The organism is Paenibacillus nicotianae (genome assembly GCF_042681745.1).
Classification (GTDB): Bacteria; Bacillota; Bacilli; order Paenibacillales; family Paenibacillaceae; genus Saccharibacillus; species Saccharibacillus nicotianae.
In genome coordinates, this window is sequence record NZ_JBHUGF010000010.1 from 1,626,632 (window position 1) to 1,643,230 (window position 16,599).

Below are 16,599 nucleotides of genomic sequence, written 5' to 3' on the forward strand. Positions count from 1 at the left end.
TTATTCTGGACGGTGACCGCCTGGAGGAGTAACTACTTTCAGATCGAGCGATTGAATATTCGCTATAACACGATCCATACGCAAAGGGCCAGGTGTATCCGGGAAGATATAATGTTCGTATTCATCACCTAACAAACGGAAAAATGGTTCAAACAATCCGCTTACCAGTACACCTACAAATTTAGTATAGTGTGTATCCAGACGATAAGAATGTACTGTTCCTGCGGGTACATGCAAAAAGTCCCCTGGTAACAATTGAATTTCTTCGCCATTTGCCCACATCGTCATCTGTCCTTGTACACAGAAAAATGTCTCAGTATGATGCTCATGGTAATGAGATACGATAGCGTCTCCTTTAGGCCCTTCGGTAGATACCATAATATAATCTCCATCTGTAGAAGCTTGCGTTGCTAGCAGACGATGAAGTTGGTCTCCTGTTAGTAATTTGGTTCCTTCGCCACTTTCTAATACATACGATTGTACAGTATCTGGAATCACGCTATTATTGACTAATTCGTAAGCAGGAAATACTGTATCTGATGTAGAGAAAGTAATATCTGCTGTTTGCGCAGCTTGTTGTAGGTGTTCTGTAGTATATACATGATCGCTTACAGCCGGATATTCGTAAGGTGTATGTGCTTGACCTAATATTTCATAAATATCAGTCACATTACCTGCAATCGAATACGAGATAAACGCATTACGATGTGCCAGCAATTGATAAGCATGTTCTGTCATTGGTGGAATATGTGCATAATCGCCGGGCAATAATAGATGGCTTTGACCGTTGATTACAAATTGAACTTTACCTTCTAATACAAAAATAGATTCGTATGTGTGATGATGAGTATGAAGCGGGAACGATTCTTCTTTAGGCCCTGAAATAATCGCCGCTGATAAAATATCGCCTGTACTTTGAAAGTTAGCTATAACAGTTGCTAATTGTTTGCCAAAAAGATAACGTTGCCCTTCTCCTCTGCGAAGTAAATAAGGTGCTAACGTATCTGGTAAATGTGTAATAAGTGATGAAGTTGTCATATATGCCTCCTAAAATTGTGATCATTCCTATTGTCTGTCAACGTGTTTGTTGATCTCTTGTACTATTTTATTGTAGCGAAATCTCCAAATTTGAAATATAGTTGAATACGACAAAAAATTAGGCAAAAGCGACATATCTTGATTGTGTACAAAGGAGATTAGTATGACTTCATCTTATCGATCATTTGAAATGCTTCAGCATCCTTTTCCAATAGAGACTCCTATTTCGTTTCAAATGTTTACCGTAGAAGGTTCTTTTCAAGAACATGCTCATGAATTTTATGAAATTATCTATATATGTGAAGGTAAAGGTACGTTATTTATTCATAAAGATTCATTGCCATTTGAAGAAGGAGACTTATTTTTTATTCCAATCGGTATGCCTCATCTACTCAAATCAGAATCTGCTACACCTGCTATTCCTTTGCAAATGATGACCTGTATGTTCCAAACAGAATTGTTAGCTCCTAAAAATACACCAAAAAATGAATTAGAACGTGAATTTGACGCAATAGCCCAATTTTTTCGTCAAACAGACGATTGGTTACGGTATCAAGATCAAGGTGGAGAATTTGCTCGAATCATGTATAGTATGAATTTTGCTGTTAATTCGCAGTCTCCCGGCTATCATTATAAATTGTATATTTGCTTGCTTGATTTACTGAATACCATGTACCGACTCAAACAATTCAGCCTGTTATCCAAGCCAGATAAATTAGTAGATCCTGTCGCCTTTGCTATCGAATATATTCAAGTACATTATCGTAATCCACTCAAAATGGAAGAATTCTGCCAGTGGTTATCAATTAGCCCACGTCATCTACAACGTAAATTTAAAGAAACCATCGGCCATACGTATACCCAGATGTTGCAACAAATTCGTGTACAAAAAAGTTGTGAGTTGTTAATCAATACCGATTGGAGTATTCAGCAGATTGCCGATGAAGTGGGAATTCATGATATGAAATACTTTTACCGTCTATTCAAAACAAATTGCGGCTTAACTCCTCTTCATTTCCGTCAACAAAATGTCCGTACAAAATAAAAAGAACCTTTCTGCTACAGTCTGTACTGTATACGAAAGGTTCTTTTTTAGTGATCATATAAGACACTATTCTAGTAATCTATGTTCCCAAATCGAATTAGAACAATGCACTTGGCGAAGTATTGATTTTCCACAAACCATCCACTAATTCAAATTTCACAAGCATCCGTTCTACCGGTTGTGCATCTTTAACGTGAGGAACAGTTAAGCGATAGACACGCGTAGTATCGGTCATGCTGATCATTTTAGCAGTAGCACGATTGAATTCTAACGTGCTGTCTCCGTCTGCTACGACTTGTGCAAGCTTGCCGTTATTTTCGATAACGTATTTTTGAATATAAGCTTCGCTTGCTTGTTTAGTATAAGTTTCTGTCAAATACGCTACTAATTTAGCATGTGTATTGATATCGGTAGATAAGTAACGATATGTTTTGTTATTCAAAGAAAATGTGCTTTCGGTTGTGGACGTTTTGCCACCTGTTGAAATGTAGTCATATCTTTTTTCTGCTTCAACCATAAGTGGAGTTACACTATCATGGTTTAACTTTTTCACTCCAGTCCATACGCCATCTTTCGTATAGTAGGAAACGGCTGGTGTGGTTGCAGTCGTCGTTGTAGACGCTGTTGCTTTGGATGTAGTCGCAGGCAATGCTGGTGTCGCAGAAGCTGCTTGTACCGAATGTGCTGAATATAAAGATGCCGTTACCAGTGCGGTAAGTGCCCATGTGCCGATTGATAATTTATTTACTTTTTTCATCATTTCATTTCCTTTCAAATGTGCTTTCTTTACATCTCATAAATGTAATCGTTACTATGTAACCTCTTTATTATGACATATACATAAGCCAGATACCACTTTCGCGCAAAATATAACTATTTTTACCCATTCAGTGTAAATGCAACCTTTTATGTTAATTAAAGTATATTATAACGTTCTTATGTTATATAGTAGTTGGAATCAGTAATAAATATGTAATTGTTTGTCCTAATCACAAAGGGTTGCTTACATTAATTGATTTACGAGATAAGTCTAGTATTCTTTTATATAAAAAGTTACTGAATACAGAAGAACAAGAATATTGTGAAACGAATGATGTGCCATATTATGGAGATGATCTGATGTTTACAGGTGAGAATGCAAGTGGAGATTTGACTTTTGAAAATCATAGGTATTCAAAAAGCGGAGTGAAAAAGTATGTATATAAATTAGAACATTGATGATTAAATTGAAATCAGGGAGTAGATGGTAGAAGTAACTTCACTCCGAACATCTATCTTATTCTCGTCGCTTGTTGAAATTCAATCTCTACTATGGAATGGTAAATCAAGGGATTGAATTTCAAAAGCGAACGCTTTGCTCTTTCAGAATGAGTGATATTCTATATATAGAGGAAATGTGTTAATTTAGTCTTTGCAAAAAAATTATACCGATAAAAACAATAACTTGTGTCGATAAAATAGCTAATCCAGGTATAAGTGGGTTCATAAGCAAAAGTGGTACAACTATCATCACTATAGAACCTATTACTGGAATCCAGCGAAATTGAATATTTTTGAATTCATTTATAACTAAATCGATCAATAATACCAACATAAATAATGAAATAAGTACTGAAAAATATCCGGCTACGATTTCTACTTGAGCATAGATATTACCTGTTAACATCGAATGAATAACAATAAAAAGAGATATAGCAATAAACACTAAAGATGCAAATATCGGAAATAATGGTCTAATCATGTTACTTGTAAATTGGAAAAATCGTTCTGTTGATAACGTTTTGCTAGAAAAAGTATGACTACTATTCAATTCATCTACAATCTGCTTTTCAATGATTTGCAAAGTATGATCCGATCGATTTTCATAAAAAAGTTCTACTTTTTTTCGCAATTTAAAATCTAAATACATCATGGTATCTGCTAATGTATAAATCAGTTCGTTCTGATCTGTTAACTGCTTACTACTTTTATGATAAATAGATAATACAGCTTGTAATTTAAAAAGAGTCTCTAATTTCTGATTAGCGATACCCTGCTGATTTTTATCATTTTCAGCATACATCGTTGCAAAAGTTTTATACATAAATACAAAAAAGGTAGCCACCCCTGCAATCAAAAATTTGACACTTGCACTGAGTGCATTAAATTGTTCATACACAGCTTGAATATCGATCATCTGCATCATTAATATTATCTCCTACTCTTATGTATCGTTAATCACAACAAAAAGGAATTGAATATATATTCAATTCCTTTTTTGATATTATCTGGTTTTAAATGGTCGTGCAACTATTTTATACTTTCAGCTACTACTTCTTGGTTATACTTTATCTCAATCAAGGTAATAACTGTTCAACCGCTTGGCGTACTTCAGGTTGATCGAGTTCTCGACCGAAAATAGATACACTTCCGCTATCTTCACGAGAACGAATTAAGCGTCCCATACCCTGACGTAGACGAAGCAACATATAAGGCATATCGACTTCTTCAAAAGCATTCACAGCTTCGGCGCGACGTGATGCGAATAATGGATCATTTGAAGGGAACGGTAATGACCAGACAATCACATTGGATAAAGAAGGCCCTGGAATATCTAGTCCTTCCCACAGAGTAACTGCACATAATACACTGGTCTCATCTTGTTGGAAAGCAGAGATCAAATGACTGATTTCAGCCGATCCTTCATACAAAATTCGATATTTCGCATATCCAGTAAAGTTTTGTGTACTTTGACGGAAAGCGGCTAACTCTTCGATAGACGAGAATAAAATCAATGCACGCCCACCTGATTGATCTAACAAGCCCAGTACTTTTTCAGACTGCACATTGACTGCATTGAGATCCAATAATCCCAAAGAAGCACCTGACGTAGTCGTTACGCCTGGTAATACAGGCATTAGATTCGCTTGCATCTGCTCTTTGTAATCGTAAGGAGAAGCGACCGAGAAAGAAAGATATTTATCGATGCCCAGACTATGAGCAATATAATCGAACGAACCTTCGACCGATAATGTTGCTGAAGAGAAAATAACAGGCATTTTTTTAGCAAATACTTTCTCATTCAGAATTTCTTTTACTTTTTTCGGCATAATCACGAGTGTAAGATCGGCTTCTTCCCCTGTAACCCATGAGATCAATTGATCTTGTTTGCGACAAAGGTTCAATGCGATCTGAATCATTTCTAGATGTTCTTCTACAATTTTGAGCTGATAATCATCCAGTGTAAATAATGCACTTTCAAATACTAGCTCTTCTTCAATAACAGCGATCTGTGCTTGAACACGTCCGACTTGATTCATCAAATCTTCGTTCCAATTGATTTCTTTACGATCTGAAGCAGGTACAGGCTGACTGTACTTCGCTAATTTTTCAAACAAAATATCACTTTCCAAAATCACTTCTTCTACTGCAAGTGCTAACGTTTCACGAACTTCTCCTTCTAACAAACGCACTACAATACTTTCAAAAAGAGAATGTTTTAATTTGTGTGTCAACGCATTTTGAGCTGCTGTTTCTAGCAAATGCCCTTCATCAAATACGACTGAACTATGATCAGGTAATAATGGAAGTTGCCCTTCGCGTTTGCGAGCATCATATGTCCAGACATGTTCCATATAGAAATCATGTGAACAAATAATCAAATCAGACGACTTACGGTAATGTTCACGCGATAACGTCTGACCACAACGATGGCGTTGCGGACATACCAGACAATCTTGAAACACATCCCAACCAATTCGGCTCCATTCACCATCTGTTAATTCAGGATACTCTTTACGATTCCCATAAGGATAAAAAGATTGCATCGTGTCGGGATAATGAACAAACTCTGGCAAACCGGCATAAATATCGCGATACACATCACTTTCTGTTGCATCATCACGCACTACATCCAATTTGTTCAAGCAAATATATTGATCTGGTGACTTCCCTAGACGGGCATCTACGACCAAGTTCAAATGCTTGGCAAGCTTGCTAATATCACCTTCTGGCTTTACAAGCTGTTCGATCAATGACTCATCAGCGCAAGCAATAATAGCAGGCTTGCGTGTATAACGAGCATAAGCAATTGCATATAACAGATACACTAATGTTTTCCCTGTACCTACACCAGCTTCTGCAAAAATGGTTTTCTTTTCGGCATATGCTTTTTCCAATTGAAAAGCCATATAAATTTGTTCGTCTCTTACCTCAAAACCTGCTTCGGGTAAAATATCATAAAATACATCCGCGATCCAATCACTCGCCTGCTTAATAAATGGTTGTCCGGGATCAAATGTAAATGGATAAGTGTTCAATCCGTTTATTCCTCCAAGTGATCTAATTTAGTGCATCCTTTCATTATACCTCAAATGTGAACAACAAGGTACAACTGTTTATGAACAAATTTTTCACATTTCAAAATATCTATATAAAATAAGCAAAAAAAGCTGTACGCTTCAGTCATTATCCATCAACTGAAATCGTACAGCTCTCATTAATAGTTAACTTTATACCAAAAATATGTTACCCCACAAACGATGCAAAATCTCTTTTTATTTCAACAATCCTTTTTCCTGTAAAAAGGTTTTGGCTACTTCAGATGCAGGTTTACCTTCAACATCTACCTGATAATTCATTTTGCGCATCTCATCATCTGTAATCTGACCGGATAAATGGTCTAATGCTTCTGCCACTTCAGGATATTGCTTCAATGTCTCATCACGCATTAATGGCGCACCTTGATACGGTGGAAATAATCCTTTATCATCTTTGAGCACTTTCAATTTATACCGTTGTAGTTCACTATCTGTAGAGTAAGCATCCATCAATTGAATATCACCGGATGCGATCGCACTATAGCGTAATTTAGGCTCCATCGTTTGTAAATTTGGGAAAGTAAATCCATATAACTTGGTCATACCGACATACCCATCATTACGATCAGCAAATTCGCGTGTAAAACCAACTTTTACTTGTGAGGATACATTTTGTAGATCCGAAATAGTTGTCAGATTGTTCTGCTGTGCATAAGCCTCTGGAACAGCTAACGTATACGTATTGTTATATTCCATAGGAGATAACATATCCATATTGAACTTTTTGGCCATTCCTTCTTTCGCTTGATTGTACACTTCCTTGCTATCTGTACTTACAGCATCTTCTTTCAAAAATTCAGCCAAAGCTGTACCTGTAAATTCAGGGTAAATATCTATATTTTTATTTTTTAGAGCGTTAAATAAAAATGGTGTTTTGCCCAGTCCTGGTTTGAGTTCAACTTTTAGATTAGTATCTTGTTCGATCAATTCTTTGTACATATTGATCAAAATTTCAGGTTCTGCTCCAAGCTTACCTGCAATCACCAAATCTTTTTGCGTATTATTGAGTAATGGAATTACACTTACCGCAATCACGATCAATGCTGTAGCGGATAACCAGATGATCGATTGACGGAATGATCTTTTTTCAATCACACGCAGCAACAGATCAAATATAATCGCTAACAATGCCGCAGGTACAGCACCTAAAATAAGTAGCGCAGTATCATTTCTGTCAATCCCGAGCAAAATAATATCCCCTAATCCACCTGCACCAATCAAAGCAGCAAGTGTTGTCGTTCCGATAATAAGTACCATCGCTGTCCGAATACCCGCCATAATAACAGGCATGGCTAAAGGCAATTCGACTTTAAATAATCTTTTCGTCGGTGTCATCCCCATTGCATCTGCGGCTTCAAGCAATGACGGATCGACTTTTCGAATACCTGTATATGTATTACGCAAAATAGGTAGTAGCGCATAGATCACTATCGCTACAATAGCAGGGACGATGCCAATACCTAATAATGGAATCAATAGACCTAGCAATGCAAGCGAAGGAATCGTCTGTAACACCGCTGCAATACCTAATACTCCTTCAGATATTTTCAAATGACGTGCAATATAAATTCCTAATGGAATCGCAATAATTAATGCACATAATAACGCTACAAAAGAAATCAATATATGTTGAGTTAATGCTTGCACTAATTGATCTTGCCTTTGACCCATTACTTCCCATAGATTATTCATGATTCCGCTTCTCCTTTGCTAAAGGCAGATGTCTTTTTGAGCAGAGAAGGTGGTGAATAAGAGTCACCTTGTACAGAGCTGAAAAATTCGCTAACAAACGGATGCGCAGGGTGGTGTAACAATTGCTCTGGAGTATCAGCTTGAATCATTTTCCCTTCACGCATAAGACCGATACGATCGCCTAACTTGAGTGCTTCTTGAATATCATGTGTAACAAAAACAATCGTTTTCTGAATAGTCGCTTGTAATTCTAATAGATCGTTTTGCAGTCGTTCTCTCGCTAACGGATCAAGCGCACTGAAAGGTTCATCCATTAAAATAACCGGTGGATCAGCCGCAAGCGCGCGTAATACGCCTATACGCTGTTGTTGTCCGCCTGATAATTCATCAGGCTTACGGGTGCGAAACACTTTAGGATCAAGTCCTACCATATGAAGCAATTCATCGATACGTTTATCGATCTTTTTCCGATCCCATCCACACAATTCAGGAGTGATAGCAATATTTTCTTCTACTGTCATATGCGGAAATAAAGCGATCTGTTGTAGCACATACCCTATCCCCTGACGTAATTCATGTACAGGAGCATCATTCACTTGTTGATCATTAATAGAAATAAATCCTGAACTAGGCTCAATCAATCGATTGATCATTTTCAGTGTTGTTGTTTTGCCGCATCCACTTGGCCCAACCAATACAAAAAACTCACCTTTTTGAATATGTAAATCCATCGGATGTACAGCAATAGTGCCATCTTCGTATTGCTTGGATACTTGTGCAAATGTGATCATGAACATGCCTCCTGTTTAATAACAAAATAATCTTTATTGAGTTATGTATAACTTTATGTTTGAACAGATATATAATCTCATTTTGAAAAGAATATCTTTCTCCCAATAAAATAATGAAATATTAACTATATTTCACTTCTTTTACTATTACCCAACTTATATCTAATGGAACACTTAAAAATAAATACAAAAAAAAGACTCTATAAGGGATTAACTTATAGAGTCTTTTGGACATCTTAACAATAAACAACTTTGTGATTGGTTATCTTTACAAAGACAGCTTATTTTCTAGGGAAGTTTAACGGGTCACGTTCGTCAGCGACTCTACTGTCATTTAAATCAGGATCAACATTTACATTATCAAGCCCTGTTCCAGTTGTACGTGTAGCTGTTGTATCAGTATCGTAATATTTAGTATTAGAAGCTTGATTTTTGCGGAAGATATCATAGACAGTGACTTGACGACCTGTCTGCTCATCAACCAATACAAGAATTTGTCCTTCTTTTACATTGTTTTCGTATTCTTTTGCTTGATCTTCAGGAATACCTAGTCCAATCAGACCGCCTACTAATCCACCGCCAGCAGCTCCTGCTGCCGCACCTGCTAATGTCACTGCAATCGGACCTGCTGCCATAATCGGTCCAAATACTGGAATAGCCATCATACCGATACCTGCTAATAATCCTGCAACCCCACCGATAGTACCGCCAGCGGCTGCTCCTGTTGCTATTCCTTCAGGTGCTTTTGTTCCTGTTTCTTCACTAATATGCTTCAAGTCTTTTTTGTCTTTTGCAATAACAGAGATATTGTCTTTGTTAATACCAGACGCTTTCAAATCTTCGATCGCTTGGCTCGCTTGTTGTTCTGTTTGAAATACGCCTACCAATTTGTCGTTATTCAAATCATTTGTATTGTTCAATTCGTTTGTGTTATGAGTTTCCATAGTGTATATCCTCCTTGGATTGTAAGCAAATTTGTATTTGTCTGTCTCTATTGTTCTGCTATATGTTTAACCGTAAAAAAGTGTTTAAAACAGTTAATTTTGGTTATATTCTATACTTTTCATAATTTGTTAATGTATAAATGATGATGTTGTTAATTTTTTATATCAATTGCGGTGCAAAGGATTCACTGGCGTAGAAGTAGAAGAGGTATTTTCATCGACTACTTTTTCATTAATGCGTTCTACACGAGCTTTTTCACGTAGCATAGCTGTCTGCTCATCTTCATTAGTATGAACAGAGTCATTAGTTACTGAATCTGTAGAAACGGTGTGATCGACAGGTGTACTCAAATGTTCTGTTGCTGGTGTTGCAGAAGTAGTTGGAATTGTTGGCGATACTACATCGTTACGATCATAGAATCGACTATTAGAAGCATGGTTATTACGGAAAACATCATAGATCATACTACGATGGCCAGCAGATTTGTCTACTAATACTAAAATCTGTCCTTCATTTACATTGTTTTCGTATTCTGCTGCTTCATCTTCAGGAATACCCAGTCCAATCAGACCGCCTACTAATCCACCAGCGCCAGCGCCTACTGCTGCTCCTGTTAATGCTACAACGATCGGGCCTGCTGCCATAATCGGGCCAAATACTGGAATAGCCATCATACCCAGACCTGCTAGAAGCCCGGCAGTTCCGCCTAACAATCCTCCTGCTGTTGCACCTGTAGCGATTCCTTCAGGAGCTTTTGTTCCTGTTTCTTCGCTTATATGTTTTAAGTCTTTTTTATCTTTTGCAATAACAGAAATTTGATCTGTAGAGATACCTTCTGCTTTTAATTGTTCAATCGCACGAGTTGCTTGTTGCTCTTCTACAAACATTCCTACAATTTTGTCATTTTTTTGTTCGTTATTTAGCTCATTAGTCTGATTATTGTCCATCATATTTATTCATCCTCCTTAGGATACATACGCTTTTTGTAAAAAGTGAAAGCTTACTTAATTGTTTACATGTAAGTAATAATTGTACCAACAATTGAATTGCACTTTTTTTATATGTGTTTGTTGCTTATAGTATTATTAACCTTATAAAAAAGATTAAACCAACCAACATTTGGTTACTGGTAACGTTTTCTCACTTATAAATAAGGCTTTTACTGCTAGTTACAATGTATATAAATCTTTGGTTAGTAACTGCATTTAGCAAATGTTATTTCTATAATGTTATATGTAACTGTCTATTGTATAGAGTATCTTAATATTATATTCACATCATCCAAAAGATCTAAAACCAAAAACAAGCGCTAATCTATACACCTTATCGTAACAAAAATAAAGATTTCATTTTTGTCATTTTTAGTGATAGATTAACGCTTATTTATATCGTTTGCAATTATTGAGTTAAGCCTTGTTTGAGATCATCGATTAGATCTTCTCCATCTTCAATTCCTACCGAAATACGTACTAACCCTGGAGTAATGCCTAATTCTGCTCTACGTTCTGCTGGAATTGAAGCATGAGTCATACGTGCTGGCACCGAAATTAGACTTTCTACAGCGCCTAGACTTTCTGCTAATGTAAAATAGGTTAATTTTTTGAGTAAAGCTGCTGCTTTCTCGTCGCTACCTACATCAAATGAAATAATACCACCAAAACCTGTTGTTTGTTTTTTGGATAATTCATGTTGCGGATGTGTGGTTAGCCCTGGATAGTAGACTTTGCTAACTGCCGGATGCTCAGATAAGAACGTTACGATTTCTTGTGCATTACGCTCTATCGCTTCCATACGCAATCCTAATGTTTTGATCCCACGAATCAATAACCATGCATCCTGTGGACCTAGAATACCACCGACTGCATTTTGGATAAAATGAATCTCTTCAGCAAGCTTTTCACTATTAACTACCACTAATCCTGCTACGAGATCACTATGACCACCCAAATATTTGGTAGCAGAGTGTAATACAATATCTGCGCCTAGCGGAATCGGATTTTGCCAATATGGGGTAGCAAATGTATTATCTACGACAAATAGTAGATCATGTTCATGAGCTACATCAGCAACAGCACGAATATCAGTCACTTTAAGCAATGGATTGGTTGGTGTCTCTACATAGATCGCTTTGGTGTTAGGCTGTATCGCTTGGCGAATCGCTTCTAGATCGGTTGTATCTACAAAAGTAGACTCGATCCCTAAACGTGCTAATACTTTAGTAAAGATACGATACGTACCTCCATAGACATCATCGGTTAACAAAATATGATCGCCTGTATTGAACATCGTAAATACAGCATGAATAGCCGCCATACCTGAACCGAAAGCAAACCCTTTATATCCTTCTTCCAAATCTTTGATCAATTCTTCCAAAGCAAACCGGGTCGGATTGCCTGTACGTGAATATTCGTATCCCTTGTGTACACCAATCTCTTCTTGCTTATACGTACTTACTTGATAAATAGGGACGTTAACTGCTCCTGTATGAGGATCGCCGGAGATACCGCCATGAATCAATTTTGTTTTGCGTTTCATATTTAAATACCACCTTCATAAATTTGTTTGCTTAAATAACGTTCACTACTATCCGGGAAAATCGTGACAATATGTGCACCATCTGGCGCTGTTTCTACTTCTAGAAGAGCCGCATGAAGTGCTGATCCTGCTGAACTTCCGATCAACAATCCTTCCAGCCGAGCCAATTCAGCAACCCGGTTAAAAGCATCTTCATCACTAATCGTATGAATCGTATTGAAATAAGACTTATCCATAAATTCAGGAATCATCTCCATACCGATCCCTTCGGTTTTGTGTGATCCTGATTCGCCACCATTAATAATAGAACCTTCTGGCTCTACAATAACTGTTTTGATATTTGGATTTTGTTCTTTTAAATAACGGCTTGTCCCCATAAAAGTACCGCCAGAGCCTGCACCTGCAACAAATACATCTACTTTCCCTTCAAGATCGTTCCAAATCTCAGGCCCCATTGTTTGATAATAAGCTTTGGGGTTATCTGGATTGGTAAATTGCCCCGGACAATAAGCTCCCGGGATTTCTTCTACTAATTCACGCGCTTTATCGATTGCACCACGCATCCCTTTAGCTGTAGGGGTATGCACAATACGAGCTCCTAATGCTTTCATTAACGTTTGCTTTTCGATACTAAATTTCTCTGGCACAGCAAATACAACAGAAATATCTTCATGGATCGCCGCCATCGCTAGACCAATTCCTGCATTTCCTGCTGTTGCTTCTACTAATGTACCACCCGGTTTGATTTTACCTGTAGCAAGTGCATCGTGAAGCAATGCTTTGCCTACACGATCTTTTACACTTCCTCCTGGATTCATAAATTCCAATTTCGCAAATAACCGAATACCTCTTGGTAAATCATAAGCATTGATTTCTACCAGCGGTGTATTTCCGATCAAATCCATCGTACTACGATATAAAGCCATTGAATTTTGCTCCTTTAATTACGTAATCATTGTGTGTTGTTAGATGAATAATCATAATGAATAATGTATATTAAACCATTGGTCAATAAATATAAAAATAAAAAAACCAATTAAACAACTAGGAATTATCAATCTCTATTCTGAGTGTAGTAAGATTGCGGTTAAAAGTCAAATATGTTATCACTTATTCTCATAATGGGAAAAACGTTATTACTCTTACTTCTCACAGTGATGATTACAAAAAGGTCTGTACCTATTCACCATATTGATGCGAATAGTACAGACCTTTTTGTTTTAGATTCTTTTGTTGATCATCAATAAAGTTACTTTTCTTCTCCAGGAGAACGTCTAGCAAAATCGACAAACTGAAATTTGTCTAAACGATGCCTCGATTCCGTATACTGAAAAAGAGTAGTATCTTCTAAATGAACATAATTGCGCACTACAACAACATGAGTGTACTCTTTTAAATCTAACAATTCATAATCTTCAGTTGTTGCATCTTCTACCGAGATCACTTTTTTAGCGTAACTGATCTGCAAATTCAGTTCTTGCTCTAGATAGGCATAGATCGATCCACTAGCAATCTCTGTTGTTAACAACGGTACAATATCAGAGCGGAAATAGTCTTTATCCAGAATAACTTTTTCGCCTTCGATATTGCGAGCACGAATCACTTGCCATACAGTCGCATGTTTATCTGTCTCCAAATGACGGGCGACTGTAGGCGGGATAGGAATATGCTCGGTTCGGTAGACAATCGTTTGCGATTTGCGTCCTATTCGTTCTGACATTTCTTTGAAGCTAACCAGACCGCTTAAAGGAAAATTCATACGTCCAATATCAAGTACAAATGAACCTTTGCCTTTGATTTTATGAATAAATCCATTCTCTGAAAGCAATTGAAGCGCTTTGCGCACCGTTTCGCGAGAAATTCCATATTCTCTGGTTAGATCATTTTCAGAAGGAAGTTTGGTACCCGCAGCGATCTCACCGGATTGTATACGTTCTGAATAATCATGATAAATTTGTAGAAAAATATTAGTATTCACTTGTCATCACCACGTTTATTGTAGCACTTTTTGAATCATCTGAAATCAGCAAATTGTTTTACGTATTCTAGCAACGTTATCAATCTAACAAGTTATTGTTTAAGATGAATTTTTAAAATCAGATCTTTCAAGTCATTGACTGCACCCGGCAATTCTTCAATCGATTCAATCATATCTTGACCATCCGGCACAATAATAGGTGTAATAATTGGATACCCTGCTGCACGAATAATATCCCGATCAAATTCTAATAATAACTGCCCTGCGTCTACTGTGTCTCCTGTCTCAGCATGCACTGTAAATCCTTCGCCTTTAAGACCTACTGTATCAATACCTACATGAATCAAAATCTGTACACCTGTTGCATGTTCCAAAATGATCGCATGTTTACTATTTGCCATAATATGCACAACCGTTCCGGCAAAAGGAGCAACAATCTTGCCATCTGTCGGTTCGATAGCGATCCCTTGACCCATTTGTCGCTCAGCAAAAGCAGGATCAGGCACTTGTTCCAACATAACAGCTTCGCCTGTGACAGGAGCCAATACTTCTAGCACATCAACCGCATCTGTATTGCTTGTAGCTGTAGGCTTAGAACCGGATAACGCTTGATGAGCAGAACCTTTGACAGATTCGGTCGTTGTTGGAGTCGTTGCTTTGGATACGGTTTGATTATTATCTGTTGACGCCTTATTTTGCTGACGGCGTACTATAATTTTGCCGTATAGTAAAGTTAGTGTAAATGGAACAATCAATACAATCGCCATACCGATAAAGAACACGCCCCATTGATCCGGGAAGATAGACAGGAATCCAGGAATACCGCCAACCCCTATCGAATACGCTAATACATGATTAATCGTAAGCAATACCCCTGCTATCGCTGAACCGATCATACCGAATACAAAAGGATATTTGTAACGAATATTCACCCCGAAAATAGCCGGTTCGGTTACACCGAGAAAAGCAGATACAGACGATGTGATCGCCAGACCTTTACTTTTTTGATCTTTCAAAATCAATACCATCGCTAATGCGCCCGCACCTTGCGCAATATTAGATAGTGCTAACATTGGCCATAAGAATGTACCGCCTTGCGTTCCGATCAATTGTACATCGACGGCAAGGAATGTGTGGTGCATCCCTGTAATGACTAACAGAGCATACAATCCACCATAGATAAGTCCGCCTAGAGCAGGAACAGTATCAAATACATAGACAAAACTACTTGTAATGACATTACCGATAGCAAACGTAACCGGCCCGATAACAGTAAAAGCAAGAAAACCTGTTACTAACAACGTAATGGGAGCTAACAATAATAGCTTAAAGGAATCAGCTATTCGTTTATTTAAAAAGATTTCGATACGTGATAATACGTAAGCGGATACAAGTACAGGTAACACTTGTCCTTGATAACCGATTTTATTAATTTCCCAGCCAAATAGATTCCATACCGGTACAGTGCCACTATTGACCGCATCTGCATATTTGTAAGCACTCATCAAATCTGGATGAACTAGAATCAGACCGAGTACAATCCCGAGTAATGGACTACCACCAAACCTGGTGGTGGCTGACCAACCAATCAATACAGGAAGAAACGTAAATGCTGTACTGGCTATCGTATTTATAATAGAAGCAAAATCTTTCCATTGTGGATACACATCTACTAAAGATTGCCCTTCAAAGAAAATTCCTGCACCTGTCAGAATATTATTAATCCCTAACAATAAACCGGCTGTTACGATCGCTGGCAAAATAGGAATAAAAATATCGGCTAATGTTTTGATCGCTCGTTGAATCGGATTTTGCTTTTTACTAGCTGCACTTTTTACATCGTCTTTGGAAGCACGATTACCGCCCGTAATCGCTATCATTTCGTTGTACACTTTATCTACTAATCCAGGGCCAATCACGACTTGATACTGACCTTGTGAAGAAAACTGCCCTTTAACCAGATCATTCTGATCCAGCGCATCTTTGTCTACCAGACTATCATCATGCAAAGCAAATCGTAATCGTGTTACACAGTGTGTAGCTACTTCTATATTTTCTTTACCACCTACTGCGGCTATAATCTGCTCTACACTTTTTTTATCGATATCTGCCACCTAACCCCACTCCTTCACTATGTCCACATGTTTATATATTCGCAAAGTAGAACAGATTGATTCTGCTCTACTTCACTTATCCTTTGTCTGTATAGATGATATG

Annotated in this window: 14 protein-coding genes; 2 read left to right on the forward strand and 12 right to left on the reverse strand. The window is 37.5% G+C overall.

Going from position 1 to position 16,599, the window contains the following annotated elements; genetic code table 11:
• On the reverse strand, window positions 1-1,038 hold the full coding sequence (locus ACFSGI_RS11240; protein ID WP_204824218.1) for a quercetin 2,3-dioxygenase: 1,038 nt from the start codon (window positions 1,036-1,038) through the stop codon (window positions 1-3).
• 163 nt (window positions 1,039-1,201) lie between these two features.
• On the opposite strand from ACFSGI_RS11240, the gene ACFSGI_RS11245 reads away from it, so the two are divergent.
• A complete protein-coding gene (locus tag ACFSGI_RS11245) occupies window positions 1,202-2,083 on the forward strand; it encodes a helix-turn-helix domain-containing protein (protein WP_204824219.1) in 882 nt (293 codons plus the stop codon).
• Between the two features lie 97 nt (window positions 2,084-2,180).
• Here the strand turns inward: ACFSGI_RS11245 and ACFSGI_RS11250 are convergent, their stop codons facing one another.
• On the reverse strand, window positions 2,181-2,840 hold the full coding sequence (locus ACFSGI_RS11250) for a DL-endopeptidase inhibitor IseA family protein (protein ID WP_204824220.1): 660 nt from the start codon (window positions 2,838-2,840) through the stop codon (window positions 2,181-2,183).
• A 242-nt stretch (window positions 2,841-3,082) separates the two neighbouring features.
• Between ACFSGI_RS11250 and ACFSGI_RS11255 the strand changes: the two genes are divergently transcribed.
• The gene (locus tag ACFSGI_RS11255; RefSeq protein ID WP_379283216.1) at window positions 3,083-3,301 is read left to right on the forward strand and encodes a hypothetical protein; all 219 of its coding nucleotides are present in this window, start codon (window positions 3,083-3,085) and stop codon (window positions 3,299-3,301) included.
• A 181-nt stretch (window positions 3,302-3,482) separates the two neighbouring features.
• Here the strand turns inward: ACFSGI_RS11255 and ACFSGI_RS11260 are convergent, their stop codons facing one another.
• The 10 genes from ACFSGI_RS11260 to treP all read right to left on the reverse strand — a co-directional run bounded on the left by ACFSGI_RS11260 (window position 3,483) and on the right by treP (window position 16,496).
• The gene (locus ACFSGI_RS11260; RefSeq protein ID WP_204824221.1) at window positions 3,483-4,268 is read right to left on the reverse strand and encodes a hypothetical protein; all 786 of its coding nucleotides are present in this window, start codon (window positions 4,266-4,268) and stop codon (window positions 3,483-3,485) included.
• A gap of 151 nt (window positions 4,269-4,419) precedes the next feature.
• Window positions 4,420-6,381: an ATP-dependent DNA helicase gene (locus ACFSGI_RS11265; protein ID WP_204824222.1), complete on the reverse strand. Its 1,962-nt coding sequence runs from the start codon at window positions 6,379-6,381 to the stop codon at window positions 4,420-4,422.
• A gap of 237 nt (window positions 6,382-6,618) precedes the next feature.
• Window positions 6,619-8,133 carry an ABC transporter permease/substrate-binding protein gene (locus ACFSGI_RS11270; protein WP_204824223.1) on the reverse strand — a complete coding sequence of 505 codons (1,515 nt, stop codon included), beginning with the start codon at window positions 8,131-8,133 and terminating at the stop codon, window positions 6,619-6,621.
• Window positions 8,130-8,924: an ABC transporter ATP-binding protein gene (locus ACFSGI_RS11275; protein WP_204824224.1), complete on the reverse strand. Its 795-nt coding sequence runs from the start codon at window positions 8,922-8,924 to the stop codon at window positions 8,130-8,132. The genes ACFSGI_RS11270 and ACFSGI_RS11275 overlap by 4 nt, the downstream gene beginning before the upstream one ends.
• 281 nt (window positions 8,925-9,205) lie before the next feature.
• A complete protein-coding gene (locus ACFSGI_RS11280; protein WP_204824225.1) occupies window positions 9,206-9,868 on the reverse strand; it encodes a general stress protein in 663 nt (220 codons plus the stop codon).
• A gap of 165 nt (window positions 9,869-10,033) precedes the next feature.
• Window positions 10,034-10,819 (reverse strand): general stress protein, encoded by a 786-nt coding sequence (locus ACFSGI_RS11285; RefSeq protein WP_379283220.1) that lies wholly within the window; start codon window positions 10,817-10,819, stop codon window positions 10,034-10,036.
• Window positions 10,820-11,267: 448 nt separating this feature from the next.
• On the reverse strand, window positions 11,268-12,404 hold the full coding sequence (locus tag ACFSGI_RS11290) for a bifunctional cystathionine gamma-lyase/homocysteine desulfhydrase (protein WP_204824226.1): 1,137 nt from the start codon (window positions 12,402-12,404) through the stop codon (window positions 11,268-11,270).
• A gap of 2 nt (window positions 12,405-12,406) precedes the next feature.
• Window positions 12,407-13,330 (reverse strand): PLP-dependent cysteine synthase family protein, encoded by a 924-nt coding sequence (locus ACFSGI_RS11295; RefSeq protein WP_204824227.1) that lies wholly within the window; start codon window positions 13,328-13,330, stop codon window positions 12,407-12,409.
• A gap of 323 nt (window positions 13,331-13,653) precedes the next feature.
• The gene (gene treR / locus ACFSGI_RS11300) at window positions 13,654-14,382 is read right to left on the reverse strand and encodes a trehalose operon repressor (RefSeq protein ID WP_204824228.1); all 729 of its coding nucleotides are present in this window, start codon (window positions 14,380-14,382) and stop codon (window positions 13,654-13,656) included.
• A 92-nt stretch (window positions 14,383-14,474) separates the two neighbouring features.
• Window positions 14,475-16,496 (reverse strand): PTS system trehalose-specific EIIBC component, encoded by a 2,022-nt coding sequence (gene treP, locus ACFSGI_RS11305; protein ID WP_204824229.1) that lies wholly within the window; start codon window positions 16,494-16,496, stop codon window positions 14,475-14,477.
• Window positions 16,497-16,599: the final 103 nt, after the last annotated feature.

Excerpts from the sequence above, each read along its gene's own strand:
- ACFSGI_RS11280 (WP_204824225.1), bottom strand. The coding sequence starts at position 9,868 with ATGGAAACTCATAACACAAACGAATTGAACAATACAAATGATTTGAAT.
- ACFSGI_RS11250 (WP_204824220.1), bottom strand. The coding sequence starts at position 2,840 with ATGAAAAAAGTAAATAAATTATCAATCGGCACATGGGCACTTACCGCA.
- ACFSGI_RS11275 (WP_204824224.1), bottom strand. The coding sequence starts at position 8,924 with ATGATCACATTTGCACAAGTATCCAAGCAATACGAAGATGGCACTATT.
- ACFSGI_RS11240 (WP_204824218.1), bottom strand. The coding sequence starts at position 1,038 with ATGACAACTTCATCACTTATTACACATTTACCAGATACGTTAGCACCT.
- ACFSGI_RS11290 (WP_204824226.1), bottom strand. The coding sequence starts at position 12,404 with ATGAAACGCAAAACAAAATTGATTCATGGCGGTATCTCCGGCGATCCT.
- ACFSGI_RS11295 (WP_204824227.1), bottom strand. The coding sequence starts at position 13,330 with ATGGCTTTATATCGTAGTACGATGGATTTGATCGGAAATACACCGCTG.
- ACFSGI_RS11245 (WP_204824219.1), top strand. The coding sequence starts at position 1,202 with ATGACTTCATCTTATCGATCATTTGAAATGCTTCAGCATCCTTTTCCA.
- ACFSGI_RS11285 (WP_379283220.1), bottom strand. The coding sequence starts at position 10,819 with ATGATGGACAATAATCAGACTAATGAGCTAAATAACGAACAAAAAAAT.
- ACFSGI_RS11260 (WP_204824221.1), bottom strand. The coding sequence starts at position 4,268 with ATGATGCAGATGATCGATATTCAAGCTGTGTATGAACAATTTAATGCA.
- ACFSGI_RS11270 (WP_204824223.1), bottom strand. The coding sequence starts at position 8,133 with ATGAATAATCTATGGGAAGTAATGGGTCAAAGGCAAGATCAATTAGTG.